The organism is Achromobacter sp. 413638 (assembly GCF_043119405.1).
Classification (GTDB): domain Bacteria; phylum Pseudomonadota; class Gammaproteobacteria; order Burkholderiales; family Burkholderiaceae_B; genus Achromobacter.
Genome location: NZ_JBICCO010000052.1, coordinates 22,326 through 46,510 on the forward strand (window position 1 = coordinate 22,326; position 24,185 = coordinate 46,510).

26 protein-coding genes are annotated in these 24,185 nt (G+C 66.8%); 10 read left to right on the forward strand and 16 right to left on the reverse strand.

Going from position 1 to position 24,185, the window contains the following annotated elements; genetic code table 11:
- The first annotated feature begins 70 nt into the window (after nt 1–70).
- On the forward strand, nt 71–496 hold the full coding sequence (locus tag ACEU5R_RS19970; RefSeq protein WP_392411368.1) for an organic hydroperoxide resistance protein: 426 nt from the start codon (nt 71–73) through the stop codon (nt 494–496).
- A gap of 289 nt (nt 497–785) precedes the next feature.
- Here the strand turns inward: ACEU5R_RS19970 and ACEU5R_RS19975 are convergent, their stop codons facing one another.
- From ACEU5R_RS19975 to ACEU5R_RS20000, 6 genes are all read right to left on the reverse strand, one after another.
- A complete protein-coding gene (locus ACEU5R_RS19975; RefSeq protein WP_392411369.1) occupies nt 786–1,508 on the reverse strand; it encodes an ABC transporter ATP-binding protein in 723 nt (240 codons plus the stop codon).
- A 19-nt stretch (nt 1,509–1,527) separates the two neighbouring features.
- Nucleotides 1,528–3,450 (reverse strand): ATP-binding cassette domain-containing protein, encoded by a 1,923-nt coding sequence (locus ACEU5R_RS19980; protein ID WP_103271526.1) that lies wholly within the window; start codon nt 3,448–3,450, stop codon nt 1,528–1,530.
- Nucleotides 3,451–3,455: 5 nt separating this feature from the next.
- Complete coding sequence (locus ACEU5R_RS19985; RefSeq protein ID WP_103271525.1) at nt 3,456–4,328, reverse strand: branched-chain amino acid ABC transporter permease; 873 nt, start codon at nt 4,326–4,328, stop codon at nt 3,456–3,458.
- A 335-nt stretch (nt 4,329–4,663) separates the two neighbouring features.
- Nucleotides 4,664–5,827, reverse strand: coding sequence for an ABC transporter substrate-binding protein (locus ACEU5R_RS19990; protein ID WP_103271524.1), 1,164 nt, complete (start codon nt 5,825–5,827; stop codon nt 4,664–4,666).
- A 380-nt stretch (nt 5,828–6,207) separates the two neighbouring features.
- The gene (locus tag ACEU5R_RS19995; protein WP_392411370.1) at nt 6,208–6,525 is read right to left on the reverse strand and encodes an antibiotic biosynthesis monooxygenase family protein; all 318 of its coding nucleotides are present in this window, start codon (nt 6,523–6,525) and stop codon (nt 6,208–6,210) included.
- Nucleotides 6,526–6,601: 76 nt separating this feature from the next.
- A complete protein-coding gene (locus tag ACEU5R_RS20000) occupies nt 6,602–7,234 on the reverse strand; it encodes a LysE/ArgO family amino acid transporter (RefSeq protein WP_103271522.1) in 633 nt (210 codons plus the stop codon).
- A gap of 132 nt (nt 7,235–7,366) precedes the next feature.
- On the opposite strand from ACEU5R_RS20000, the gene ACEU5R_RS20005 reads away from it, so the two are divergent.
- Genes ACEU5R_RS20005 through ACEU5R_RS20015 form a run of 3 tightly spaced genes read left to right on the forward strand, consistent with a single transcriptional unit; the run spans nt 7,367 to nt 8,975 of the window.
- Nucleotides 7,367–7,528 (forward strand): hypothetical protein, encoded by a 162-nt coding sequence (locus tag ACEU5R_RS20005; RefSeq protein ID WP_158658297.1) that lies wholly within the window; start codon nt 7,367–7,369, stop codon nt 7,526–7,528.
- A gap of 36 nt (nt 7,529–7,564) precedes the next feature.
- Nucleotides 7,565–8,464 carry a LysR family transcriptional regulator ArgP gene (locus tag ACEU5R_RS20010; protein WP_103271521.1) on the forward strand — a complete coding sequence of 300 codons (900 nt, stop codon included), beginning with the start codon at nt 7,565–7,567 and terminating at the stop codon, nt 8,462–8,464.
- 19 nt (nt 8,465–8,483) lie between these two features.
- Nucleotides 8,484–8,975, forward strand: coding sequence for a copper chaperone PCu(A)C (locus ACEU5R_RS20015; RefSeq protein ID WP_103271520.1), 492 nt, complete (start codon nt 8,484–8,486; stop codon nt 8,973–8,975).
- Between the two features lie 259 nt (nt 8,976–9,234).
- Here the strand turns inward: ACEU5R_RS20015 and gdhA are convergent, their stop codons facing one another.
- Together gdhA and ACEU5R_RS20025 are read right to left on the reverse strand one after the other, a co-directional pair.
- Nucleotides 9,235–10,581, reverse strand: a complete 1,347-nt coding sequence (gdhA, locus tag ACEU5R_RS20020; protein ID WP_103271519.1) for an NADP-specific glutamate dehydrogenase — start codon at nt 10,579–10,581, stop codon at nt 9,235–9,237.
- A 486-nt stretch (nt 10,582–11,067) separates the two neighbouring features.
- Nucleotides 11,068–11,856: an exodeoxyribonuclease III gene (locus tag ACEU5R_RS20025; RefSeq protein ID WP_392411371.1), complete on the reverse strand. Its 789-nt coding sequence runs from the start codon at nt 11,854–11,856 to the stop codon at nt 11,068–11,070.
- Between the two features lie 166 nt (nt 11,857–12,022).
- Between ACEU5R_RS20025 and pyrE the strand changes: the two genes are divergently transcribed.
- Nucleotides 12,023–12,706, forward strand: coding sequence for an orotate phosphoribosyltransferase (gene pyrE / locus ACEU5R_RS20030; protein ID WP_392411372.1), 684 nt, complete (start codon nt 12,023–12,025; stop codon nt 12,704–12,706).
- On the opposite strand, the gene ACEU5R_RS20035 is transcribed toward pyrE, so the two are convergent.
- The 6 genes from ACEU5R_RS20035 to gatC all read right to left on the reverse strand — a co-directional run bounded on the left by ACEU5R_RS20035 (nt 12,679) and on the right by gatC (nt 17,148).
- Nucleotides 12,679–13,215 (reverse strand): type II toxin-antitoxin system VapC family toxin, encoded by a 537-nt coding sequence (locus tag ACEU5R_RS20035; RefSeq protein ID WP_392411373.1) that lies wholly within the window; start codon nt 13,213–13,215, stop codon nt 12,679–12,681. The genes pyrE and ACEU5R_RS20035 overlap by 28 nt on opposite strands.
- Nucleotides 13,212–13,460, reverse strand: coding sequence for a hypothetical protein (locus tag ACEU5R_RS20040; RefSeq protein WP_103271515.1), 249 nt, complete (start codon nt 13,458–13,460; stop codon nt 13,212–13,214). Before ACEU5R_RS20040 ends, ACEU5R_RS20035 begins: the two co-directional genes overlap by 4 nt.
- A gap of 23 nt (nt 13,461–13,483) precedes the next feature.
- Complete coding sequence (locus ACEU5R_RS20045) at nt 13,484–13,651, reverse strand: hypothetical protein (protein ID WP_392411374.1); 168 nt, start codon at nt 13,649–13,651, stop codon at nt 13,484–13,486.
- A gap of 187 nt (nt 13,652–13,838) precedes the next feature.
- A complete protein-coding gene (gene gatB / locus ACEU5R_RS20050; protein WP_392411375.1) occupies nt 13,839–15,296 on the reverse strand; it encodes an Asp-tRNA(Asn)/Glu-tRNA(Gln) amidotransferase subunit GatB in 1,458 nt (485 codons plus the stop codon).
- Nucleotide 15,297: 1 nt separating this feature from the next.
- The gene (gene gatA, locus ACEU5R_RS20055) at nt 15,298–16,836 is read right to left on the reverse strand and encodes an Asp-tRNA(Asn)/Glu-tRNA(Gln) amidotransferase subunit GatA (protein ID WP_392411376.1); all 1,539 of its coding nucleotides are present in this window, start codon (nt 16,834–16,836) and stop codon (nt 15,298–15,300) included.
- A gap of 3 nt (nt 16,837–16,839) precedes the next feature.
- Nucleotides 16,840–17,148 carry an Asp-tRNA(Asn)/Glu-tRNA(Gln) amidotransferase subunit GatC gene (gene gatC, locus ACEU5R_RS20060; protein ID WP_103271511.1) on the reverse strand — a complete coding sequence of 103 codons (309 nt, stop codon included), beginning with the start codon at nt 17,146–17,148 and terminating at the stop codon, nt 16,840–16,842.
- Nucleotides 17,149–17,375: 227 nt separating this feature from the next.
- Here gatC and ACEU5R_RS20065 point away from each other — a divergent pair, with 227 nt between their 5' ends.
- From ACEU5R_RS20065 to rodA, 5 genes are all read left to right on the forward strand, one after another.
- Nucleotides 17,376–18,419, forward strand: coding sequence for a rod shape-determining protein (locus tag ACEU5R_RS20065; RefSeq protein WP_006216320.1), 1,044 nt, complete (start codon nt 17,376–17,378; stop codon nt 18,417–18,419).
- Between the two features lie 84 nt (nt 18,420–18,503).
- Nucleotides 18,504–19,388 carry a rod shape-determining protein MreC gene (gene mreC, locus ACEU5R_RS20070; protein WP_103271510.1) on the forward strand — a complete coding sequence of 295 codons (885 nt, stop codon included), beginning with the start codon at nt 18,504–18,506 and terminating at the stop codon, nt 19,386–19,388.
- Nucleotides 19,375–19,938, forward strand: coding sequence for a rod shape-determining protein MreD (mreD, locus tag ACEU5R_RS20075; RefSeq protein ID WP_392411377.1), 564 nt, complete (start codon nt 19,375–19,377; stop codon nt 19,936–19,938). Before mreC ends, mreD begins: the two co-directional genes overlap by 14 nt.
- Nucleotides 19,939–19,957: 19 nt before the next feature.
- The gene (mrdA, locus tag ACEU5R_RS20080; RefSeq protein WP_103271508.1) at nt 19,958–21,886 is read left to right on the forward strand and encodes a penicillin-binding protein 2; all 1,929 of its coding nucleotides are present in this window, start codon (nt 19,958–19,960) and stop codon (nt 21,884–21,886) included.
- Nucleotides 21,883–23,019 carry a rod shape-determining protein RodA gene (gene rodA / locus ACEU5R_RS20085; protein WP_103271507.1) on the forward strand — a complete coding sequence of 379 codons (1,137 nt, stop codon included), beginning with the start codon at nt 21,883–21,885 and terminating at the stop codon, nt 23,017–23,019. The genes mrdA and rodA overlap by 4 nt, the downstream gene beginning before the upstream one ends.
- A gap of 130 nt (nt 23,020–23,149) precedes the next feature.
- Here rodA and ACEU5R_RS20090 read toward each other — a convergent pair whose 3' ends face one another.
- Both ACEU5R_RS20090 and ACEU5R_RS20095 read right to left on the reverse strand, forming a co-directional pair.
- A complete protein-coding gene (locus ACEU5R_RS20090) occupies nt 23,150–23,713 on the reverse strand; it encodes a DUF2975 domain-containing protein (RefSeq protein WP_392411378.1) in 564 nt (187 codons plus the stop codon).
- A 264-nt stretch (nt 23,714–23,977) separates the two neighbouring features.
- A partial coding sequence (locus tag ACEU5R_RS20095; RefSeq protein WP_392411379.1) for a hypothetical protein occupies nt 23,978–24,185 on the reverse strand: 208 nt, incomplete at its 5' end.

The window sequence follows — 24,185 nt, forward strand, 5'->3', positions numbered from 1 at the left end:
CAGGCAGTGCTCCGCCGATGTGGAATCCTTCCCCGGCGGCTTCGTTTTCCACTTGAACAGGGAATCCATCATGTCCATCGAAAAAGTCCTCTACCGTGCCAGCGCCACCGCCACCGGAGGCCGCGAAGGCCGTGGCGTCAGCGACGATGGCGCGCTCGACGTCAAGCTGACCACCCCGCGCGAGCTGGGCGGCGCCGGCAACGCCGGCACCAACCCCGAGCAGCTGTTCGCCGTGGGCTACTCGGCCTGCTTCCTGGGCGCGATGAAGTTCGTCGGCGGCCGCGACAAGATCGCCATTCCGTCGGACGTGTCGGTCAACGGCGTCGTGGGCATCGGCGCCATCCCGACCGGCTTCGGCATCGAAGTCGAGCTGAAGATCTCGCTGCCGGGCATGGACCGCGCCCAGGCCGAAAAACTGGTGGCCGCCGCCCACATCGTCTGCCCGTACTCGAACGCCACGCGCGGCAACATCGACGTGACGCTCACGATCGTCTAAGCGCCGCAACCACGAAAAGAGGGCGGATCCCGCAAGGGATCCGCCCTTTGCACGCGTAGCATGCACGTCAGCGCAAATAGATGCGCTTCAATAAAGCAGACACGCCCCAATCCGGCAAGCCCGTCCCAAGCGAGGCCACGCGGAGCCGGCTTTGCCGGTCCGCAGTGGCGCCCCCTTGAGGGGGGAGCGCGCAGCGCTCGGGGGTGGGGCTGTCCTTACGCGGAGCCGGCTTCGCCGGTCCGCAGTGGCGCCCCCCTGGGGGGGAAGCGCGCAGCGCTTCGGGGTGGGCTCAATGCCCTCCGCCGAGATAGGCCGCAACCACGGCCGGATCGTGCTTGAGCTTGTCCGCCGAGCCGTGCACCGAGATGCGCCCGTTCTCCAGCACATACCCGTAATCGGCCACGTTGAGCGCGGCGGCGGCGAACTGTTCCACCAGCAGCATGGTCACGCCCTCGTCCTTCAGGCGCGCGATGATGCGGAACACTTCCTCCACCAGGATGGGTGCCAGGCCCATGGACGGCTCGTCCAGCAGCACCAGCTCCGGGTTCAGCATGACGGCGCGGGCCATGGCCAGCATCTGCTGTTCGCCGCCGGACAGCGTGCCCGCCAGCTGCTCGCGCCGTTCCTTCAGGCGCGGGAACAGGTCCATGGCGCGGCCCAGGTCGGCCTGCACGTCGCCCTTGGGGCGGCTGCCGGTCAGGCGCGGAAAGGCGCCCAGCAGCAGGTTGTCGGTGACCGACAGCGTCGGGAACACGCGCCGGCCTTCCGGCGAGTGCGCCAGCCCCAGCCGCGCGATGCGGTGCGATTCCAGCCCGTCGATGCGCTTGCCGCCCAGCGTGACCTCGCCCGCGGTGGGGCGGATCATGCCGGACAGGGCGCGCATGGTGGTGGTCTTGCCGGCGCCGTTGGAGCCGATCAGCGTGACCACCTTGGCCTTGGGCACTTCCATGCTGATGCCGTGCAGCACCTTGACCTTGCCGTAGCCCGCTTCCAGATTCTTGATCGATAGCATCTCGTGTGTCCCCTTGGCGTCAAGCGGTCGCGCCGCCCAGATACGCCTCGATGACCTTGGCGTTGCTCTGCACTTCATTGGGCAGGCCCTCGGCGATCTTCTGGCCGAAGTCCAGCACGGACACGGTGTCGCACACGCCCATGACCACGTCCATGTGGTGCTCGATCAGGATCAGCGTGACGCCGTGGTCGCGGACCTTGCGGATGATGGCCAGCAGCTCGACGATGTCGGGCGCGGTCAGGCCGGCGGCCGGCTCGTCCAGCAGCAGCAGCTGCGGGTCCAGCGCGAGCGCGCGGGCGATTTCCAGCAGGCGCTGCTTGCCGTAGGGCAGGTTGCGCGCTTCCTCGCTGGCCAGGTCCTCCAGGCCGACGAATCCCAGCAGCGCCTGGGCGCGGGCCCGCGCGCGCTGTTCCTCGCGCTTCCAGCCGGGCGTGCGCAGCGCGATGCCGGCCAGCCCGGTGTTGAAGGTATGGTGCAGGCCCACCAGCACGTTTTCCAGCGCCGTCATCTCGCCGAACAGCTGCACGTTCTGGAAGGTGCGGGCCACGCCGGAGGCGGCGATGTCGGCCGGCGCCAGGCCCACCAGCGACTTGCCGGAGAAGTCCACCGAGCCGGCCGTCGGCACGTAGATGCCGGTCAGCACGTTCATCATGGTGCTCTTGCCCGAGCCGTTGGGGCCGATCAGGCCGTGGATGGTGCCGCGCTTGACGGTCAGGTCCACCTGGTTCAGCGCCTTCAGGCCGCCGAACTGCATCAGCACGCCCTTGGCCGCGAGCAGGGTCTCGCCGTTGCCGCGCGCGGCATCCGGCACGGCGTCCTGTTGCTTGACTAGGTCCTTCTTGACGGACAGCGCCGCGCGGCGGCCGGAGAAGAACAGGTTGCGCACGAAGCCGACGATGCCGTCGGGCAGGTAATAGACCACGAACAGGATCATGGCGCCGAAGATGGTCAGGCGCCAGTCGGTGACCGCGTCCAGCCAGTACGAGAACACCGCCAGCGCGATGGTGCCGATGACCGGCACGGCCAGCTTGCGCGCCTCGGTGCGGCCGCGCGCGACGGCCATGGCGCCGCCGACCGTCACCACGACGGCCACGCCCAGCGCGATCAGCCGGAAGGTGGCGATGTCGTCCAGCATCTTGGGCAGCAGCACGATGATGGCCGCGCCCAGCAGCGCGCCGGTGCGGCTCTTGCGCCCGCCCATGATGATGGCCAGCAGGAACAGGATGGTGAGTTCGAAGTTGTAGGTGTTGGGCGAGATGTACTGCTCGGAGTACGAGTACAGCGCCCCGGCCAGACCGGCGAAGCCGGCGCTGATGACGAAGGCGAATACCTTGTGCCGGTAGACCGACACGCCCATGCAGTCCGACGCGATCGGGCTGTCGCGCAGCGCCTCGAACGAGCGTCCCAGGTGCGACTTGAGGATGCGGTGCACCACGATCAGCGACAGCACCAGCAGCGCGGCGACCAGCCAGAAGTACTCGCTCTTGTTCAGCACGTGGCCGCCGATGGACGGCTTGGGGATCTTGATGCCCAGCGGTCCTTCGGTCAGGAAGGTCATTTCGTTGATGAGGATCTGGATGATGGTGCCGAAGGCCAGCGTCACCATCGCCAGGTACGGGCCGGTGACGCGCAGCGCCGGCAACGCCAGCACCGCGCCGAAGGCCGCCGCGATCAGGATGGCGGCCGGCAGCGTCAGCCAGATGGGCAGCTGCAGATGGAAGAACAGCACGCCGGCCACGTAGGAGCCGATGCCGAACAGGCCGGCATGGCCCAGCGAGACCTGGCCGGTGTAGCCCACCACGATATCGAGCCCGAACAGCAGGATCGCGTAGATCATGATGGTTTCGATCAGGTGCAGGTAATAGGTGTTGGTCACGCCCAGCGGCACGGCGGCCAGGCAGGCGACGGCGACGACGGACAGCAGCAGATGCAGGGGTTTCATCGTCGTCACACCTTCTTGATCGCGGTCTTGCCGAACAGGCCGGCGGGTTTGAAGGTCAGCACGAGCAACAGCAGCACCAGTCCAGGCACGTCCTTGTATCCAGTCGAAAGATAGAAGCCGGTGGTGGTCTCGGCGATGCCCAGGATCAGGCCGCCCACCACCACGCCCATGCCGCTGGACAGGCCGCCGATGATGGCGACCGCGAAGGCCTTCAGGCCCAGCACCGCGCCCATGGTCGCGCCGGTCAGCGTCAGCGGCGCCACCAGCACGCCGGCGAAGGCCGCCGTCAGCGACGACAGCGCGTAGGAAAACGTGATCACCATGCCGGTGTTGATGCCCATCAGGCCGGCGGCGTCGCGGTCATTGGACGTGGCGACGAAGGCCTTGCCGTAGATGGATTTGCGGTTGAACACTTCCACCAGCAGCATCATGGCCAGCGCGCCGAACACCACCAGCAGCTCCATGGGCAGCACGTTGGCGCCCAGCACCTGGATCGGCGCCTCGGGCAGCGGCGAGGGAAAGCGCAGGTCGTCGCGGCCCCAGACGTTCTCGGCCACGTTCTTGAAGATGATGCCCAGCGCGATGGTGGCCATGATCCAGCCGAATTCCGACCGCGTCTTGATGGCCGGCCGCACGCCGACCCGCTCGACCAGCGCGCCCTGCGCGAAGCCGAAGATGCAGACGATGGGGATCATGACCCAGTAATTCACGCCCAGGCCCACCAGCGTGAGGCCGACCAGCGCGCCCAGCATCAGGGCTTCGCCCTGACCGAAATTGAGCGTGCCCGACGTGGCGAAGGTGAGCTGGTATCCGAACGCGATGACGGCATAGATCATGCCCAGCGCGATACCGCTATAGATAAGCTGTAGAAGAATCATGGTGTGTCTTCGTGGCGCCGGCGTGCCGTGCCAGATCCCTTGGCCGGAACGCGGTTCTCTGTTGTCCAAGGCGCTGCGCGCCACCTGCATCACATACAACGGCATCAGCCGGCCGCACCGTGGCGAAGCTCCCTCAAGGGGCAGGGCCATGGCACGGCAAGGCTGCTTCAAGCAAGACGACCCGGAATACGCTGTGCCGCTTCGCGACGTTGCCTACGACGCACGGAGCCGCAACATGGCAAAGCCGCTCCCCGATCGGGGCCGCGCGGAGCCGGCTTTGCCGGGCCGCAGCGGCGCCCTTGAGGGAAGAAGCGCGTAGCGCTTCTCGGGTGGGCCTAATTAGCCTTGACCACGCGCCCGCCCTTGACCTCGCCGATCACCACTTCCTTGGCCGTGATCGCATCGTGGTTGTCGTGGCTGAACGGTTTGTTGTAGGTCATCACCACGCCTTCGACCGGCGTTTGCAGGTTTTCCAGCGCTTCGCGGATCTTCGGGCCGTCGGTGGAGTTGGCCTGCTTGATGGCCGCGGCCAGCAGGAAGATCGAGTCATAGCCCTGGGCCGCCGACACCGGCGAGTCGATGCGGTTGTTCTTGGGCTTGAACTTGGCCAGATAGGCGTCGATGAATGCCTTGCGCTTGGGCGTGTCCGGGTCCTGGATGAAGGTCTGCGGCATGCGCGCGCCTTCGCCGTTGGCGCCGGAGTTGTCGATGTAGTTGGCCATGGACAGCGTCCAGCTGCCGATGATGGGCACCTTCCAGCCCAGCTTGGCCATGCCGTTGGCGATCTGCGCCAGCTCGGGGCCGATGCCGTAGGTCAGCACGGCCTCGGCGCCGGCTTCCTTGGACTTGAGCAGCTGGGCCGTCATGTCCACGTCCTTGATGTTGAACTTCTCCACGGCCACCGGCTTGATGCCCTTGGCGGCCAGGGCCTTTTCCAGGTCCTCGCGGCCGAGCTGGCCATAGTTGGTGGAGTCGGCCAGGATCGCCACTTTCTTGAAGCCGCGGCGGGTGATGGCTTCCTCGACGATCATCGGCGCCTGGATGCTGTCGTGGGCCGCGTTGCGGAACACGTAGTTGTCCGGGTACTCGGGCGCCTTGAACTGGTGCGTGATGACGCTGCCCGTGGCCACGTTGTTGAACACCGGGATCTTGGCGTCCTGGTAGAAGCGCTGCGAGGCCAGGGCCACGCCGGTATTGATGTAGCCGACGGTGGCGGTGACCTGTTCCTTGTTGATCAGCTCCTGGGCGATCTGTACGCCGCGCTCGTTCTTGGCCTCGTCGTCGCGCTCCACCGCGACCAGCTGGCGGCCCAGCACGCCGCCGCTCTTGTTGATTTCCTCGATCGCCAGGCGCACGCCGTCGCGCATGCTCACGCCCATCGAGGAGGAGCCCCCGGTGTAGGGGCCGGCCACGCCGATCTTGATGGGATCGGCGGCGTGGGACGCGGCCGACAGGGCAAATGCAAGGGTTCCTGCCAGCAGCTTCAAACGAAAGTCCATGAGTGTCTCCGTTGTAATTGGTGGAACTGCGTCGAAAACCTGTTGCCGGCGCCTGGATGCAACGTGCGGCGCGCATGCTTGTGTTGCGTGGTGTGACTGTCTGCTTAATCTCTTACGCGAATCTGACTCGGCGGCGCACTTCCGTGGAAATCCCTAGGGAGGGTTTTTACGGGAATTGGGTAGCGGCCCGGCACTCGGCCGGCAGACCTAGGGAAAACGCCTGGGTGGCCGGGCCCCGGCGGACGCGGGGATCAGCGGCCGGGCGTGCGGCCAGGGAGAGCGGCTGGGGGGCGGCAGGCGCACGGTTTCGGAAGGGAGGGCCGCGCATGCTCGTCCGCGAACCGGACGGGCATCGGGCCCGGGAGGGGCAACGCGGTCGATTACGGGTGGGCGGGGGCGGGCAGGCGGTCGTCGCCGTATTGCCGGATCACCTGCGCGATGACGACGCGGTAGCCGTCCAGCCAGCGGGACTGGGCGGCCTTGGCTTGCTGGTGCAGCGGGTGCCGGATCAGCGCCTGCAGCGCGTCCAGTGATTCCCAGTAATAGACATTGCTGATCAGTCCGCGCGCCGGGTCTTCCCAGGATTCCTCGCCCAGGTAGCCGGGCAGGGCGCGCGCGGCTTCGGCGATCCGGCCGTCCAGCAGGTGGAAATCCTCGTCGTACTGCTTCTTGGCGAAGATGAAGGTGGCGGTGTACATGGCGGCGCTCCTGGGCACGGGGCGGAGAGAAAGGCGGCGGTGGGGCAGGTCCACCGCCACGCGGGTATCGGGCGGCTCAGATGCCCTTGAGCGCCAGGCTGACCGCCAGCGCGGCCATGATCACGGCGATGATGCCGTCCAGCACGCGCCAGGCCGAGGCGCTGGCGAAGAACGGGGCGAACAGCCGCGAGCCGATGCTGAGCACGGCCAGCCACAGCAGGCTGGCGGTGAGGGCGCCGGCGGCGAAGGCCATGCGGGCGTCGTCGAAGCCGTGCGCCAGCGAGCCGACCACCACCATGTCCAGCCAGAAATGCGGGTTCAGCAGCGAGAAGCCCAGCGCGCCCAGCATGGCCGCGCGGCGCGAGGGCACGGCCTCGCGCGCCGCCGCCAGGCCGCCGTTCGCGCTCCAGGCGCGGCGGGCCGATTGCAGCGCGTACCAGGACAGGAAGGCCACGCCGAACCACAGCACGGCCGTGGTCAGCCAGGGGAACCAGGTGGTCAGGGCCTGCAGGCCGGACACGCTGGCGAAGATGAAGACGGCGTCGATCAGCGCGCAGATGGCGACCACGCTGGCCAGGTGCGCGCGCATCAGGCCCTGGCGCAGGATGAACGCGCTTTGCGCGCCCACGACGGCGAACAGGCCCAGCCCGGTGGCCGTGCCGCTGGCCCAGGCGGTGAAGAAGAGGGGGGATGACAGGGTGGCGAACATGATGCGGATACCTTTGCTGCTGCGCCTGTGCCGGCGCTCGATGGCTACAAATCCCAGGCGCGCGCGAGGCGTTCGGCGCCCGGTCGTTTCCGGTGGTCTCCGGAGACGGCGGGCGCGCGCGTGGTGCGCGGCATGGGTGTTTTCATCGTCAAGCCGGCCCGTTCCGGCGGCGGCAAGCGCATGCCGGAATGGCTTTTTCGTCCTGGGGAGGCTGGCGATGAAGCGGGGCGTCGGCGCGCGCAGGCGTGCCGGCATGATGAATTGTCGCTTGCCGGCCACGTGAAATACAGCTAATTTTCCTTCATTATCTTAAGCAAAACTAATGCAGTCATGAAGATCGATCACGGCAATCTGCGGGCCCTGGCGGCGGTGGTGCGCGAAGGCAGTTTCGAGCGCGCCGCGCTGGCGCTGAGCGTGACGCCGTCGGCGGTGTCGCAGCGGATCAAGGCGCTGGAAGACCGCATGGGCCGGCTGCTGGTGCAGCGCACGGTGCCCGCCGCCGCCACCGCCGACGGCCGGGTGCTGGTGCAGCTGGCCGAACAGACCGCGCTGCTGGAACACGACGCGCTCAACCGCCTGGGCGTGGCCGAGGACGACGTGCCGCACGCCAGCATCCCCATCGCCGTCAACCACGACAGCCTGGAAACCTGGTTCGTCGAGGCGGCGCTGCAGTTTTCGGCGCGCACCCGCGCCACGCTGGACATGCAGTCCGAGGACCAGGATCACACGGCCGCGCTGCTGCGCAACGGCGCCGTGCTGGGCGCGGTGACCACGCTGGCCGATCCGGTGCAGGGCTGCCGCATCCACGCGCTCGGCAGCATGCGCTACGTGGCGACCTGCTCGCCGGACTTCCACAAGCGCTATTTCTCGCAGGGCGTGAACGCCCAGACGCTGGCGCAGGCGCCGGTGCTGGTGTTCAACCGCAAGGACGCGCTGCAGGCCCGCTTCGCGCACAAGATCTCGGATCCCGCGCCCTGGCAGCCGCCGGTCTGGTGGGTGCCGTCCACCCGCGCCTTCGTGCAGGCCACGCTGGGCGGGCTGGGCTGGACCATGAATCCGCTGCCGCTGGTGCAGGAGCACCTTGACGCAGGTCATCTGATGCTGCTGCGGGGCCGCGCCTGGGAGGACGTGCCGCTGTACTGGCAGCATTGGCGGGTAAACTCCGAGGCGATGGAAGCCCTGACCGATTCGGTCCTGTCCGCCGCGCGCAGCCTAGTGCGGCGGCGCTAATCTCCCGGAGGACATACGCATGAAACTACGCAAGTTCGCAGTCATCGCCGCCATGGGCCTGTGCGCGGCCGGTTCCGCCTGGGCCAAGGACTACCAGGCCGGCCAGGTCGAGATCGACGACCTGTGGGTGCGCGCCTCAGCGCCGGGCCAGTCCAATGGCGCGGGCTACATGGAGATCGACAACAAGGCCACGGCCGCCGACCGCCTGTTGTCGGTCAGTTCAAGCGCCGCCGAGCGCGTCGAGCTGCATACCGTGGAAACCAAGGACGGCGTGGCCAAGATGCGCCAGGTCGAGGGCGGCATCGCGCTGCCCGCCGGCGGCGAGGTCAAGCTGGCCCCGGGCGGCTATCACGTCATGTTCCTCAAGCTGAAAGCCCCCTTCGCCGAAGGCGCTGCGGTGCCCGCCACGCTCAAGTTCGAGAAGGCCGGCGAGGTCGCCGTCCAGTTCAAGGTCAAGCCCGCCGCGCACAACCCCGGCATGAGCCACGACCACAGCTCGATGAAGCACTGAGGGACCCGCCCCAATTCGGCAAGTCCTCCCCGACCGGGGCCACGCGGAGCCGGCTTTGCCGGTCCGCAGTGGCGCCCTTGAGGGAAGAAGCGCGCAGCGCTTCCGGGGTGGGTTCTATGCTCCGGTCCGCAGTGGCGCCCTTGAGGGAAGAAGCGCGCAGCGCTTCCGGGGTGGGCTCTATGCTCCGGTCCGCAGTGGCGCCCCCTTGAGGGGGGCCCGCCTAGGGGGAAGCGCCGGAGGCGCTTCGGGGGTGGTCCCTCTAGTACAGCCCTTGCTGACGCATCGCGTCGGCCACCTTGACGAAGCCGGCGATGTTGGCGCCGTCCAGGTAGTTCACGTACTCGCGCTCGCTGTGGCCGTGGCGCACGCAGTTCTCGTGGATGTCGCGCATGATGGCGTGCAGGCGGGCGTCCACTTCCTCGCGGGTCCAGGCCAGGCGGGCCGCGTTCTGGCTCATTTCCAGGCCCGACACGGCCACGCCGCCGGCGTTGCTGGCCTTGCCCGGCGCGTACAGCACGCGCGCGGCGATGAAGGCCTTGGCCGCTTCCAGCGTGGCGGGCATGTTCGCGCCCTCGGCCACGCACAGCACGCCGTTCTTGATCAGCATCTGGGCGTCGGCCAGTTCCAGCTCGTTCTGCGTGGCGCAGGGCAGGGCCACGTCGACCGGCACGTGCCAGGGACGCTTGCCGGCTTCGTACTTCAGGCCGAACTGGCTGGCGTAGGCGTCCAGGCGACCGCGCAGGTCGTTCTTGATGTGCATCAGGGCCAGCAGCTTCTCGTGCGTGAAGCCGGCCTCGTCGACCACCGTGCCGTTGGAGTCGGACACCGTCACGACCTTGGCGCCCAGCGCCATGGCCTTCTCGATGGCGTATTGCGCCACATTGCCCGAGCCGGACACCGACACGCGCAGGCCGTCGAACGAGCGGCCGATGCGCTTGAGCATTTCCTCGGCGAAGTACACGGTGCCGTAGCCGGTGGCTTCGGGGCGGATCAGGCTGCCGCCGAAGGTCAGGCCCTTGCCGGTGAACACGCTGGCGGTGGAGTTGGACAGCTTCTTCATCATGCCGGCCATGAAGCCGACTTCACGCGCGCCCACGCCGATGTCGCCGGCCGGCACGTCGGTGTCCGGGCCCAGGTGGCGGTACAGCTCGATCATCAGGGCCTGGCAGAAGCGCATGACTTCCGCGTCGGACTTGCCCTTGGGGTCGAAGTCCGAGCCGCCCTTGCCGCCGCCCATGGGCAGCGTGGTCAGCGCGTTCTTCAGCGTCTGTTCGAACGCCAGGAACTTCAGGATCGACAGGTTCACCGAGGGATGGAAGCGCATGCCGCCCTTGAAGGGGCCGATGGCCGAGCTGTGCTGGATGCGGAAAGCGCGGTTGACGCGGGCCTGGCCCTGGTCATCGGTCCAGCACACGCGGAACTGGATCACGCGCTCGGGCTCCACCAGACGCTCGAGGATGGCGTGCTCGGCGTAGTGCGGGTGCTTTTCGATGAACGGCCACAGGCTCAGCATCACCTCCTGGACGGCTTGCATGAATTCCGGCTGTTGCGGATCGCGCGCGGCGACGCCGCGCAGGAAGTCGTCCAGACTCTGCACTTTCAACATGATCTCCTTGGGGGCTGCTTCAAAAGGGTGCGAGGTGCGCCGTCATGGGGCGCTCGGGCTTGTTTTGGTGCGTGCTCGCACCGCCCTGGTGCGAAGAATTGTAGGGGCAAATTGTTGCCCTGCGCAAAGCCTGGGTGTGTTCCATCCCCTTGATATGGAAGGGAAATATTGCACCAATAAATAGGGACGCATATAGGCTGGAACTGGGTTGGCCCCAGGTGCGGCTTCCCAGGGAAGGCGTAGGTCTTTGTATTTTCTTGATATTTATTATGTCCCCGTTTTATTGGAAAAATCTCCCGAGCGGCTGCAAGGGGTTTCCATAGGGGAAAGACACCGAAATCAGACGTGGCGAGGGGAGATTCGCCGATGATTTTCCATCTATTTGTCCCCTATTTATTTTTGACGGATATCAGCCGGGGTGGCTGCATGCCGGACGGGCGCAAACCCGTCCGGAGCGACGCCGAGGCCGGTTCCGGCCCGGCAGGGTCAGAGCTTGACGTCGTAGTCGATGGTGAGCGGCGCGTGGTCGGAGAAGCGCTCGTCCTTGTAGATCGACGCGGCGCGGGCGCGGGCCGCGATGCCGGGCGTGGCGATCTGGTAATCGATGCGCCACCCCACGTTCTTGGCCCAGGCCTGGCCGCGGTTGCTCCACCAGGTGTATTGCTCGGCGCGGTCGTCCAGCGTGCGGAATACGTCGACGAAGCCGCGCTTGTCGAAGACCTCGGTCAGCCAGGCCCGTTCCTCGGGCAGGAAACCGGAGTTCTTCAGGTTGCCCTTCCAGTTCTTCAGGTCGATTTCCTTGTGGGCGATATTCCAGTCGCCGCAGACCACGAACTCGCGGCCGCTTTTCTTGTGTTCCTTCATCAGGCCGTCCAGCCACGGGCCGAAGCGGTCCAGGAAGCGGTACTTGGCCTGTTGGCGCTCGTCGCCGCTGGAACCGGACGGCAGGTAGGCGCTGATGACCGACAGGTCTTTCCAGTCGGCGCGGATGATGCGGCCCTCGGGATCGAATTCCTCGCAGTCCAGGCCGATGTTGACGCGCTCGGCGGCGTTGCGCAGGTACAGGCCCACGCCGCTGTAGCCCTTCTTCTCGGCATGATGGAAATGGCCGGTGTAGCCGGGCGGGTGGCGCAGGTCGTCGGTCAGGTCGGCGTCCGCGATCTTGATTTCCTGCAGGCACAGGATGTCGGCGCCGTGCTTTTCCATCCAGGGCTGCAGGCCCTTGCGGAAGGCAGAACGGATGCCGTTGAGGTTTAGCGACGTGATGCGCAGCAAAGCGGTACTCCCAATAAGGCGGCGGCCCCCGCATGGGGCCGGACCATGCCTGGAATTTAACCGACGTCTGGCGCGTGCGCCGATCCGCGCCCGGACTGCCGGCGATCTCCCGCGGTCCGCGCAGCGGATAAAATGCCGGCGTTCGCCACCTATCTGGAATGCCCGCATGCCTGCCGCCCAAACGTCCACCGCCCTCGATTTCGTCCGTTTCGCCCTGAATGAAGGCGTGCTGCGCTTCGGCAGCTTCAAGGTGAAATCGGGACGCATCAGCCCGTACTTCTTCAACGCCGGCCTGTTCAATTCGGGCGCTTCCGTCGGCAAGCTGGCCAGCTTCTATGCCCAGGCGCTGCTGGACTCGGGCGTGGGCTTCGACATGCTGTTCGGCCCCGCCTACAAGGGGATCCCGCTGGCCACCGCCACCGCCGTGGCCCTGGCCGGCCACCCGGCCATGCAGGGCAAGAGCGACGTGCCGTTCGCCTACAACCGCAAGGAAGCCAAGGACCATGGCGAGGGCGGCACGCTGGTCGGCGCGCCGCTCAAGGGCCAGGTCGTGATCATTGATGACGTGATCACCGCCGGCACTTCGGTGCGCGAATCGGTGGAGATCATCCGCGCCGCCGGCGCCGAGCCGGCCGCCGTGCTGATCGCCATGGACCGCATGGAACGCGCCGGCCCGGACGACGCGCTGTCGGCGCACTCGGCCGTGCAGGACGTGGCCAAGACCTATGGCATTCCGGTGGTGTCGATTGCGTCGCTGGCGGACATCCTGGCCTTGCTGCAGGACGACGCGGCGTTCGCCGAGCACCGCGAGGCGGTGCTGGCTTATCGGACCAAGTACGGAGTGAAGTAAGGCGGGGCGGTTGGCCGCTCCGTGTCGGTGTCGGCGGAAGCTTCGGGGTTGCTTCCGTAGGCTGCCCAAGGCTCAGCCATGCCGTGGGGTTGGCCGAACACGGCTACGCCGCAGGCCCGGGCTGCATCCGAGAGCTTGCGATCGAAGGTTGCTAGATCGCTGCCGGAACGAATCGTCAATTCGACATAGGCTGCGTCATACGCGGTCAAGCCGTGGTTTTGTGCCAGTTTGTGAATGGCCGTCGCGCGTTCTGCAGTCGGTGGCGTGTCGGCCAGCAGGGCTAGTCGATCCATCTGCCGTACGAACTTCGCAATCTTCGCCGAGGCCAGCTGTCCAGCGCGTTCCAGACGAAGCATGCCATTGGCAACTTCGATATGCCAATGGGCAGGCACGCGTATCTCGAAGTTGTCGATGGATGCCAGCAGATGCTGGGCAACCATCGCCTCTTGCGCCGCGGCGCGCGTGTACAGGCCGCTCAGTGCAACGGAGGCGTCCAGCACCAACTTCACCTGCGGTCCTCTTCCATCCAGGCGCGCATTTGCTCGCTGTCGAAGTTCGGTGCGACGGGAATGCTCCTGAGCGCCAGCAGAGCCTCGTACATGTCTTCGGACATATTGGGGTTGGCGGGCTGGATGTAGGCTTGGGCAATGCCGTCTTTCTTGATGACGATGCGCGCGCCTTCATGCGCCAGGCGGATCAATGTATCGAGCCGTTCGCCGACTTTTTCCTGAGGGACTTCGAGATAGCGGGACATTTCGGGACTCCTGTTCCAGTGCTTCATACGTGTATGCCCTTGACGATGTACCACCAGGTGGCTTTGTCGGTGTAGGGGCTCCTGGGGAAGTTCTTGAGATCCTCGATCGCCTGATGCGCCTCTTCGGTCAGCAGGGGATTGACCTCGCAAATGCGGGCATGCGCCTGGCCGTCTGCGTAATGACCACGCAAGCGCCATCCCGGGCCGCCTGGATCATTTCATCAAGGCGTGCGGCAACCTGCTCCAGCGGGACGGACAGATAGGGCATCGTCATGGCCCGGGTCTTCAAGCGAATATCGACCCGTCCATTCTTGGCCAACAAAAAGGCCGCGGCAATATGCCGCGGCCCTGAGTTGGTCTGATAAAGCGCTGACCCTGTCAGCCGTCCAGCTTCTGCTTGAGCAGGTCGTTGACCTGTTGCGGGTTGGCCTTGCCGCGGGCGGCCTTCATGATCTGGCCGACCAGGGAATTGAACGCCTTCTGCTTGCCGGCGCGGTATTCCTCGACGATGGCCGCGTTGGCCGCCAGCACCTCGTCGATCATGGCGCCGATGGCGCCCGTGTCGCTGATCTGCTTGAGGCCGCGCGCTTCGATGATGGCGTCGGGCTGGCCGCCGTTCTCGCCGGCCCACATGGCGCCGAACACTTCGCGGGCGATCTTGTTGGAGATGGTGCCGTCGATGATGCGGTTGATCAGCGCGGCCAGGGCCGGCGCCTGCACCGGGGCGTCGGCGATGTCCTTTTCTTCCTTGTTGAGCGTGGCGGCGACCTCGCCCATGATCCAGTTGGCGGCCAGCTTGGCCTGGCCGGCGGGCAGCGCCTGCGCCACGGCCTCGAAGTAGGCGGCCAGGCCGCGGCTGGCGCTGAGCTGGGCGGCGTCGTAGGCGGTCAGGCCGTAGTCGGATTCGAAGCGGGCGCGCAGCGCGGCGGGCAACTCGGGCATGGCGGCGCGGACCTCGTCGACCCAGGCGCGCGAGATCACCAGCGGCGGCAGATCGGGGTCGGGGAAGTAGCGGTAGTCGTGCGCGTCTTCCTTGCCCCGCATGCTGACGGTGACGTCGCGGTCGGAGTCGTACAGCATGGTTTCCTGCACCACCGTGCCGCCGTCCTCGATCAGCTCGATCTGGCGGCGCGCCTCGTACTGGATGGCGCGTTCCAGGAAGCGGAACGAGTTGACGTTCTTGATCTCGGTGCGGGTGCCGAATTCCTTCTGGCCGACCGGACGCACGGACACGTTGGCGTCGCAGCGGAACGAGCCTTCCTGCATGTTGCCGTCGCAGATGCCCAGCCACACGACCAGGCTGTGCAGCGCGCGGGCGTAGGCCACGGCCTCGGCGGCCGAGCGCATTTCCGGCTCGGTCACGATCTCCAGCAGCGGCGTGCCGGCGCGGTTCAGATCGATGCCGCTGGCGGGGGCGCCGTTGGCCAGGAGGAAGGCGTCGTGCAGCGACTTGCCGGCGTCCTCTTCCAGGTGCGCGCGGGTCAGGTTGACGGTCTTTTCCTCTTCGCCGACGAAGAAGGAGAGCGAGCCGCCCACCACCACCGGCAGCTCGTACTGGCTGATCTGGTAGCCCTTGGGCAGGTCGGGGTAGAAGTAGTTCTTGCGCGCGAACACCGAGCGCGGCGCGATCTCGGCGCCCACGGCCAGGCCGAAGCGGATGGCGCGCTCGGCGGCGCCGCGGTTCATGACCGGCAGGCTGCCCGGCAGCGCCAGGTCGACCACGTTGGCCTGGGTGTTGGCGGCCGCGCCGTAGCGGGTGCTGCTGCCCGAAAAGATCTTGGAGTCGGTGGAAAGCTGCGTGTGCGTTTCCAGGCCGATGACGATTTCCCAGTTCATGTTAGGCGTCCTGGAGTGCTGGCGTTTTTTTGTGCCAGTCGGTGACTTGTTGATAGCGGTCGGCGATGGCCAGGAGGCGACCTTCGTCGAAGTAGTTGCCGATGATCTGCAGGCCGACGGGGCGGTTGCCCGCCGCGCCGCCAAAGCCGCAGGGGATGGACATCGCCGGCAGGCCGGCCAGGCTCACGCCCAGCGTGTAGACGTCGGCCAGCCAGTCGGAGGTGGGATCGTCGCGGTTGTCGCCGATGTTCTTGGCGACCGTCGGCGTCACCGGGCCCATGATCACGTCGCACTGGTCGGCATAGGCGCGCTGGAAATCCTGCGCGATCATGCGGCGCAGACGCTGGGCCTGCAGGTAATAGGCGTCGTAGTAGCCGTGGGACAGCACGTAGGTGCCGATCAGGATGCGGCGCTTGACCTCGTCGCCGAAGCCTTCGGCGCGCGAGATGCTGATCATTTTTTCCAGACCGTCGTACTGGGCGGCGCGGTGGCCGTAGCGCACGCCGTCGTAGCGGGCCAGGTTGCTGGACGCTTCGGCGGGGGCGATGACGTAGTAGGCGGGGATGGCCAGCTCGGTGCGCGGCAGCGACACCGGCACGCGCACGGCGCCCAGGGTCTCGAACTGCGCCAGGGCGGCCTCCACGGCGGCGGCCACGTCCGGCGCCAGGCCGGCGCCGAAGTACTCGGCCGGCACGCCGATGCGCAGGCCCTTCAGGGGCTGGCTGCCGGCGGCGTCGAGGCGGGCCTGGGCGGCGTCGAAGTCGCGCCGCACGCGGCCCGGCTCGTTGACGGCGGCATCGCATTTTTCCAGGCTGGTGGCATCGCGCGGGTCGAAGCCGCTCATGACGTCCAGCAGCTCGAGCAGGTCGCGCGCGCTCTCGGCCAGCGGGCCGGCCTGGTCCAGGCTGGAGCCGAAGGCCACCATGCCGAAACGCGAGACGGTGCCGTAGGTGGGCTTGATGCCGCTGACGCCGCACAGGGCGGCGGGCTGGCGCACCGAGCCGCCGGTGTCGGTGCCGGTGGCGGCGGCCACCAGGCGGGCGGCCACGGCGGCGGCCGAGCCGCCCGACGAGCCGCCGGGCACGGCGTTCGTGTCCCAGGGGTTCCGGACAGGGCCGTAGGCGGAGTTCTCGTTGCCCGAGCCCATGGCGAACTCGTCGCAGTTCAGCTTGCCCAGCGACACGGCGCCGGCCGCCTGCAGGCGCTCGACCACGGTGGCGTCGAACGGGCTGACGTAGCCGTCCAGCATCTTGCTGCCGGCGGTGGTGCGCCAGCCGCGGGTGACGAAGGCGTCCTTGTGGGCGATGGGGATGCCGGCCAGGGCGCCGGCGGTGCCGGCGGCCAGGGCGGCGTCGGCGGCGCGGGCCTGGGCCAGCGTCAATTCGGCGTCAATATGTAAGAAGCTGTTCAGGCCGCTGGCGGCCTCGGCGGCGGCCAGCGCGCTTTGCGCCAGGTCGACGGCGCTGACCTGGCGCTGGGCGAGGGCCGCGCGCAGGCCGGCGATCCCCTCGAATTGGGTGTGCAGGGCGGGTTTCGTCATGGCTTACTCGATGACCTTGGGAACCAGGAACAGGCCGTCCTGGGCGTCCGGGGCGTTGGCCAGCAGTTCCTGGCGGCGGGTTTCCGAGCTGGGCTCGGTGACGGCGTCCTCGCGCAGGCGCAGGGTGATGTCCTCGTGGGCCGACAGCGGGTGGGCCAGCGGCTCGACGCCTTGCGTGTCGACAGACTGCAGCCGCTCGATCAGGTGGAGGATGCCGTTCAGTTCGGTCTGCGCGTGGGCGCGCTGTTCCGGGGTCAGTTCGATTCTGGCCAGCCGGGCTATGCGGGCCACATCTTTGTCGTTGAGCGCCATGGGGAGTTCGAAATTCGAATAACGGAAGGCCGGGGGAGGGCCGGGACAGTATGCATACGCCCAACCCGTTACAAAGCTTGAATAGCCTGCATTTATGCGCTATTTCCACGGAAATTATAAGTTATGATTCACGGTTTAATCGCCGTGACGACAGGCGGGTTCGAGTGTATCCGGACCGTGCGCCCCGCGGCCTGACCCAATTCCCCCCCAGAATTTGCTGAGCTCCCATGTTCGGATTCCTGCGCAGTTATTTTTCCAGCGATATGGCGATCGACCTCGGTACCGCCAATACGCTGATCTACGTCCGCGGCAAGGGCATCGTGCTCGATGAGCCCTCCGTGGTCGCGATCCGTCATGAAGGCGGTCCCCACGGCAAGAAGATCATCCAGGCCGTGGGCCACGAAGCCAAGCAGATGCTCGGCCGCGTCCCCGGCAACATCGAGGCCATCCGGCCCATGAAGGACGGCGTGATCGCCGACTTCACCGTGACCGAGCAGATGCTCAAGCAGTTCATCCGCATGGTGCACCCCCGCAACATGCTGGCGCCCAGCCCGCGCATCATCGTCTGCGTGCCCTGCGGCTCCACCCAGGTTGAACGCCGCGCCATCCGCGAATCCGCGCTGGGCGCGGGCGCCTCGCACGTGTTCCTGATCGAGGAACCCATGGCCGCCGCCATCGGCGCCGGCCTGGCCGTGTCCGACGCCAGCGGCTCCATGGTCGTCGACATCGGCGGCGGCACCACCGAAGTGGCGGTGATCTCGCTGGGTGGCATGGTCTACAAGGGCTCGGTCCGCGTCGGCGGCGACAAGTTCGACGAGGCCATCGTCAACTACATCCGCCGCAACTACGGCATGCTGATCGGCGAGCCCACCGCCGAACTCATCAAGAAGGAAATCGGCTCGGCCTTCCCCGGCTCCGAAGTCCGCGAGATCGAGGTCAAGGGCCGCAACCTGGCCGAAGGCGTGCCGCGCAGCTTCACGGTCTCGTCCAACGAGATCCTGGAATCGCTGACCGATCCGCTGAACCAGATCGTGTCCGCCGTGAAGATCGCCCTGGAACAGACGCCGCCCGAGCTGGGCGCCGACATCACCGACAAGGGCATCGCCCTGACCGGCGGCGGCGCGCTGCTGCGCGACCTGGACCGCCTGCTCCAAGAGGAAACCGGCCTGCCCGTGGTGGTGGCCGACGATCCCCTGACCTGCGTGGTGCGCGGTTGCGGCGAAGCGCTGGAACATCTTGAGAAACTCGGCGCCATCTTCATCAACGACTAATTCCTTCCGCCTGCCCGGAGCCCTGTTGTCTTGCGGCTCCGGCCGCGGCGGGGGCTCCGGGCGCGACCGCCCGGGCTGAGATTCATGCAACGACAAGGGACTCCTCCCCTATTCAGGCGCGGCCCGCCGGCAGAGGTGCGGCTGGTCGTCCTGGTCGTCCTGGCCGTGGCCTTGATCATCATGGATTCGCAGCTGCGCGTGCTGGAGCCGGTGCGCAGGGCGGTGTCCGTGGCCATCTATCCCTTCCAGCGCGCCGTCATGGCGCCGCGTGATCTGGTCCAGCAGGTCAATGAATGGGTCAACGCGGCCAACCTCATCCGCAGCGAAAATGAAGCCCTGCAGCGCCAGCGCATCGAGCTGGCCCAGGTGGCGTCTCACGGCGCGCAGTTGGCCGCCGAGAACGCGCAGCTGCGCCGCCTGCTGGGCGTGACCGACACGGTGGCGCAGTCGGCGGTGGTGGTCGAGGTGCTGTACGAGCCCACCAGCGCCTTCAACCAGCGCCTGGTCTTCAACAAGGGCAGCAAGGCCGGCCTGGCGCCGGGCATGCCCGTCATCGACGAAGGCGGCGTGGTCGGCCAGATCGTGCGCGTCACCCCGATGACGGCCGAAGCCGCCCTGGTGACCGACGAGCAGGTGTCCATCCCGGTGCAGCTGCTGCGCAACGGCCTGCGGCTGATCGCCTTCGGCGGGAACTCTCCTGGCAAGATGGAAGTCCGTTATCTGGCGGCCAACGCCGACATCAAGGAAGGCGATACCATAGTCACCAGCGGCGTGGGCGGGCTGTTCCCGGCCGGCCTGCCGGTGGCCAAGGTCACTTCGGTCGAGCGTGACACCGCCTCGGGCTTCGCGCGCGCCGTCTGCGAGCCGCTGGCCCATCCCGAACGCTATCGCCACTTCCTGGTCCTGCAGGTGGATGTGGCCCGCGCCGAATCCAACCGTCAGGAGGTCGATTCCGGTGGATCGGACTAACGCTACGTCACAGCCCCGGCGCCGCCTGGGCACGCCCAGCAACGTCCAGCCCGAGCGGCTGGACGGGCCGGCGCACGGCGTTTTCGTCTGGGCTTCCATCATCCTGGTGTGGCTGGTGTCGCTGCTGCCCTGGCGGCTGTGGCAGGGCGCGCCCGACGTGCTGATCCTGATCATCGCCTTCTGGTGCGCGCACGAGCCGCGCCGCGTCGGCCTGTTCACCGCCTTCACCTTCGGCCTGCTGATGGACGTGCACGACGCCGGCCTGCTGGGCGAGCACGCGCTGTCCTACACGCTGATCGCCTATGGCGCCGTCGCCCTGCAGCGCCGCCTGCAGCGCTTCGACCTGTGGAGCCAGGCCATGCACATGCTGCCGGTGTTCTTCGCCGCGCGGCTGCTGGTGCAGATCATCCACGCCTGGCTGGCGGGCAAGTGGCCGGGCTGGGACTGGGCCGTCAGCGCCGGCCTGACCGCCGCCCTGTGGCCCCTGGCCGGCTGGGTGCTGCACCTGCCCCAGCGCGGCGCCGACGACGCCGAGTCCTCGTCCGCCTGACGGCGGGCGGGCGCAATCGATGTTCGAGTTCAAGAAAACCGGCCAGCAGCAAAAGCAGCGCTTCCTGCTGCGCGCCTGGGTGGGCGGCGTGTTCGCGCTGCTGTGCTTCGGCGTGCTGATCGGCCGCTTCTGGTATCTGCAGGTGGATCGCTACGAGGGCCTGTCCGAACGCGCCGACCGCAACCGCATCGCGGTGGTGCCGATCCCGCCGCGCCGCGGCGAGATCCTGGACCGCAATGGCGAGGTGCTGGCGCGCAACTACCGCACCTACACGCTGGAAGTCGTGCCGGCCCACGCCGGCAATCTGACCGCCTTGTTCGAGCGGCTCAACGAAGTGGTGTACATCAGCCCGACCGACCAGCGCCGCTTCAAGCGCCGCGCGGCCGAGTCCAGCCGCTACGCCAGCCTGCAGCTGCGCAACAACCTGAATGAAACCGAGGCGGCCTGGTTCGCCGCCCATGCCTTCCAGTTTCCCGGCGTCGAACTGCGCGCCCGCTGGGTGCGCGAGTATCCGCAGGGCCTGTCGGCCGCCCACGTGGTTGGTTACATCGGCCGCATCGCCGACGGCGACATCGAGGATCTGGAGCGCGCCGGCCAGCTGGGCAACTACCGCGGCACCGACGTGATCGGCAAGAAGGGCATCGAGAAGACCTGGGAAGAAGCGCTGCATGGACGCACCGGCCTGGAAGAGGTCGAGGTGACGGCGGGCGGACGCCCCATGCGCACGCTGCGGCGCATCGACCCGGTGCCCGGCTCGGACATCATGCTGTCCATCGACATGGGCCTGCAGAAGGTGGCCGAACAGGCTTTCGAGGGGCAGCGCGGCGCGCTGGTGGCGCTGGATCCCGATACAGGCGAGGTGCTGGCCTTCGTGTCGCAGCCCTCGTTCGATCCCAATCTCTTCGTCGACGGCATCGACGTGGACAACTGGCGCATGCTGAACGAGTCACCCGACCATCCACTGATCAACCGCCCGCTGTACGGCACCTATCCTATCGGTTCGACCTACAAGCCCTTCGTCGGCCTGGCCGCGCTGGAACTGGGCAAGCGCCGCGCCACTGACCGCATTTCCGATCCCGGCTACTACGAGTTCGGCGGCCAGAAGTTCCGCAACGCCGGCGGCGCCGCCTATGGCATGACCGATATGCACAAGGCCATCGTGGTGTCGTCGGACACCTATTTCTATTCGCTGGGCCCCGAGATCGGCGTGAACGCGCTGCATGACTTCACCAAGCAGTTCGGCTTCGGCCAGATCACCGGCATCGACCTGGAAGGCGAGAAGCGCGGCGTGCTGCCGTCCACCGACTGGAAGCGCTCGGCCTACAAGGAAAAGGAACGCCAGCGCTGGTACGCGGGCGAGACCATCTCGGTCGCCGTGGGCCAGGGCTACAACTCGTTCACGCTGCTGCAGTTGGCGCAGGGCACGTCGACACTGGCCAACGACGGCCTGTACCGCCGTCCGCACCTGGTGCACGCGGTGCGCGATCCGCGCACGGGCCAGGCCAAGCCCACCGATTCGGTGCCCGACTATCGCATCCCCCTGAAGCAGGCCAACGTCGACGTGATCAAGAACGCGATGGCCGACGTGGTGCGCGCCGGCACGGCGCGGCGCGCGTTCGCCAACGCGCCCTACCAGGCGGCCGGCAAGACCGGCACGGCGCAGGTGTTCAGCCTGCGAGGCGCCCGCTACCGCGCCAGCGCCATCGACGAGCGCCTGCGCGACCACGCCCTGTTCATGGGCTTCGCGCCGCTGGAGCACCCGCGCATCGCCGTGGCGCTGATCGTCGAGAACGCCGGCTGGGGCGCCAGCGTGGCCGCGCCGGTGGCGCGCAAGGTGTTCGACTACTGGCTGGCCAAGGAACGCCGGGACAAGATCGTGCGGCCGGACCGCGCCGATCCGCTGGCCTCGGTCGAGTCCATCGCCTCTGATGTGGTGCGCAAGCCATGAAGCGTTTCGGCCTGATCCTCCTGCGCGTGTTCACGGCCTTCGACTGGCCGCTGCTCGCCATCCTGCTGATGTTCGCGGCGCTGGGCCTGACGGTCATGCATTCGGCCGTGGGCGGCACCGACTGGCGCTTCGCCGACCAGTCGCGCAATTTCGTCATCGCCTTCTTCGCCATGTGGATCATGGCGTTGATCCCGCCCAAGTGGCTGATGAAGCTGGCGCTGCCATTCTATGTGGTGGGCGTGGTGCTGCTGCTGGGCGTGGAGTTCTTCGGCGAGACCAGCAAGGGCGCGACCCGCTGGCTCAACCTGGGCGTGACCCGCATCCAGCCGTCCGAGATGATGAAGATCGGCGTGCCCATGATGCTGGCCTGGTATTTCCAGCGCCACGAGGGCGCGGTGCGCATCCGCGACTTCCTGGCCGCGGCCGCCATGCTGGCCGCGCCGTTCGGCCTGATCGTGCTGCAGCCCGACCTGGGCACGGCGTTGCTGGTGTTCGGCGCTGGCTTCTTCGTGATCTATTTCGCCGGCCTGTCGTTCAAGCTGCTGATCCCGGCCTTGCTGGCCGGCATCATCGGCATCGGCACCCTGATCTACTACGAAGACCAGCTGTGCGAGCCGGACGTGAGCTGGGTGGTGCTGCACGACTACCAGAAGCACCGTGTCTGCACGCTGCTCAATCCCAGCTCCGATCCGCTGGGCAAGGGCTTCCACACCATCCAGTCCATGATCGCGGTGGGCTCGGGCGGCGTGTACGGCAAGGGCTACATGAAGGGCACGCAGACCCACCTGGACTTCATTCCCGAGCGCACCACCGACTTCATCTTCGCCGTCTACGCCGAGGAATTCGGCCTGTACGGCGGCATCGCCATCCTGGTGCTGTATGCGCTGCTGATGGCGCGCGGGCTGACCATCGCCTCGCGCGCCTCGTCGCAGTTCGGGCGATTGCTGGCGGGGGCGATGACCATGATGCTGTTCATCTACGTGTTCGTGAACGTGGGCATGGTCACGGGCATCCTGCCCGTGGTGGGCGTGCCGCTGCCCTTCATGAGCTACGGCGGGACGGCGCTGTTCACCATGGGCATCGCGTTCGGCATCATGATGAGCATCAGCCGGCATCGGTCGGTGAAGTCCTAGTGTGCCGTCCCGCAGATAGGCCCGCACGAAATCCAACCCTGGCCGCCATGGCATCGTTGCAAATCCTCGCGAACCCTTAGGGGTATCGCTGCGGTTTGCGCCTGGCCATGACGTCTATGGATGAATTTCGTCATACGAACGCTTCGTTTTCTTCCGCCAATGACCGGCCGTGGTTGATCATCGCCGCCATCACCCACAGCATCCCCGCGAACGTCAGCGTCAGCCAATGGCCCGAAGACGCAATGGAGAAGAGCACCTGCTGAAAATGTGGGGAAAGCGCCAGCGTGAGCAGGGCGTGACCGACCAGGGCGGTGGCCGCTGACAATGCGGCCCAGATGGAAAACTTGCGCAGGGCCCGAATGGCGGAGGCGGCGAAGAACTCCCCCCTGGCGAACCGCTTGAAGCACGCGCGGGCTGTCCACAAGCCGATAACAAGAAAGATCATGGGCAGGACGTTCAAGATGCCGAGGGTCGCCAGCATCCAGGCGGAGAGTGGTTCCTGGCTTGGCAGGGGCAGGCGCGACGGGACCGGGGCGCCGGTCAGGGCCGCGAGCCCGATGGCGAGCAAGGGCATGAGCGGTATCGCGCAGGCAATTGCCAGGCAGGCATAGCCCAGGATGAGGCTGAGTTTCCTGATGCGTGCGAGTTCCGGCTTGTGATCAGGCGGGGATGAGGGGGAGTGGATCGTCGACATACTTACCTCCAAGTGGGTAAAAGTATTGTTATGCATTAAATATTTTCTGTAAAACGATAAGTTTTGAGAAAAATGCTCGATCTATTCCAGGATTTTTGAGACTCACAGGCATCGCATGCGGTCCGTCGCCGGCGCCGCGCTGTCCGCCATGGGCATCGCGTTTGACACCACGATGGACATCAGCCGGCATTCGCCTGCCAGATACTCGCGAGGGCGACGCCTGTGTTGGCCGCGGCGCCTAAGTCGCGCGGACTTCGTTCAATATCACCGCTCCTTTAAGGACACGATGAGCACGTCATCGACGGTCGGTTTCGAGTAAAGCAGGCGGATGAAAGGGTCGCATAGTGAGCGAACGACAGCTCGTGTGCGAACTGGGACAGTTTTATCCATGCGTGCGCCAGGCGTAAGAACCTCTGCCAGGAGGTTCGCGCCGAGGAAGCGCGCGTTTCCTCCTGGGGGCCCGATGATGAAA

What these genes read in the sequence shown, in the direction of transcription:
- ACEU5R_RS19970 (WP_392411368.1), top strand. Translation starts at nt 71, where the DNA reads ATGTCCATCGAAAAAGTCCTCTACCGTGCCAGCGCCACCGCCACCGGA.
- ACEU5R_RS19975 (WP_392411369.1), bottom strand. Translation starts at nt 1,508, where the DNA reads ATGCTATCGATCAAGAATCTGGAAGCGGGCTACGGCAAGGTCAAGGTG.
- ACEU5R_RS19980 (WP_103271526.1), bottom strand. Translation starts at nt 3,450, where the DNA reads ATGAAACCCCTGCATCTGCTGCTGTCCGTCGTCGCCGTCGCCTGCCTG.
- ACEU5R_RS19985 (WP_103271525.1), bottom strand. Translation starts at nt 4,328, where the DNA reads ATGATTCTTCTACAGCTTATCTATAGCGGTATCGCGCTGGGCATGATC.
- ACEU5R_RS19990 (WP_103271524.1), bottom strand. Translation starts at nt 5,827, where the DNA reads ATGGACTTTCGTTTGAAGCTGCTGGCAGGAACCCTTGCATTTGCCCTG.
- ACEU5R_RS19995 (WP_392411370.1), bottom strand. Translation starts at nt 6,525, where the DNA reads ATGTACACCGCCACCTTCATCTTCGCCAAGAAGCAGTACGACGAGGAT.
- ACEU5R_RS20000 (WP_103271522.1), bottom strand. Translation starts at nt 7,234, where the DNA reads ATGTTCGCCACCCTGTCATCCCCCCTCTTCTTCACCGCCTGGGCCAGC.
- ACEU5R_RS20005 (WP_158658297.1), top strand. Translation starts at nt 7,367, where the DNA reads ATGGGTGTTTTCATCGTCAAGCCGGCCCGTTCCGGCGGCGGCAAGCGC.
- ACEU5R_RS20010 (WP_103271521.1), top strand. Translation starts at nt 7,565, where the DNA reads ATGAAGATCGATCACGGCAATCTGCGGGCCCTGGCGGCGGTGGTGCGC.
- ACEU5R_RS20015 (WP_103271520.1), top strand. Translation starts at nt 8,484, where the DNA reads ATGAAACTACGCAAGTTCGCAGTCATCGCCGCCATGGGCCTGTGCGCG.
- gdhA (WP_103271519.1), bottom strand. Translation starts at nt 10,581, where the DNA reads ATGTTGAAAGTGCAGAGTCTGGACGACTTCCTGCGCGGCGTCGCCGCG.
- pyrE (WP_392411372.1), top strand. Translation starts at nt 12,023, where the DNA reads ATGCCTGCCGCCCAAACGTCCACCGCCCTCGATTTCGTCCGTTTCGCC.
- ACEU5R_RS20040 (WP_103271515.1), bottom strand. Translation starts at nt 13,460, where the DNA reads ATGTCCCGCTATCTCGAAGTCCCTCAGGAAAAAGTCGGCGAACGGCTC.
- gatB (WP_392411375.1), bottom strand. Translation starts at nt 15,296, where the DNA reads ATGAACTGGGAAATCGTCATCGGCCTGGAAACGCACACGCAGCTTTCC.
- gatA (WP_392411376.1), bottom strand. Translation starts at nt 16,836, where the DNA reads ATGACGAAACCCGCCCTGCACACCCAATTCGAGGGGATCGCCGGCCTG.
- gatC (WP_103271511.1), bottom strand. Translation starts at nt 17,148, where the DNA reads ATGGCGCTCAACGACAAAGATGTGGCCCGCATAGCCCGGCTGGCCAGA.
- ACEU5R_RS20065 (WP_006216320.1), top strand. Translation starts at nt 17,376, where the DNA reads ATGTTCGGATTCCTGCGCAGTTATTTTTCCAGCGATATGGCGATCGAC.
- mreC (WP_103271510.1), top strand. Translation starts at nt 18,504, where the DNA reads ATGCAACGACAAGGGACTCCTCCCCTATTCAGGCGCGGCCCGCCGGCA.
- mrdA (WP_103271508.1), top strand. Translation starts at nt 19,958, where the DNA reads ATGTTCGAGTTCAAGAAAACCGGCCAGCAGCAAAAGCAGCGCTTCCTG.
- rodA (WP_103271507.1), top strand. Translation starts at nt 21,883, where the DNA reads ATGAAGCGTTTCGGCCTGATCCTCCTGCGCGTGTTCACGGCCTTCGAC.
- ACEU5R_RS20090 (WP_392411378.1), bottom strand. Translation starts at nt 23,713, where the DNA reads ATGTCGACGATCCACTCCCCCTCATCCCCGCCTGATCACAAGCCGGAA.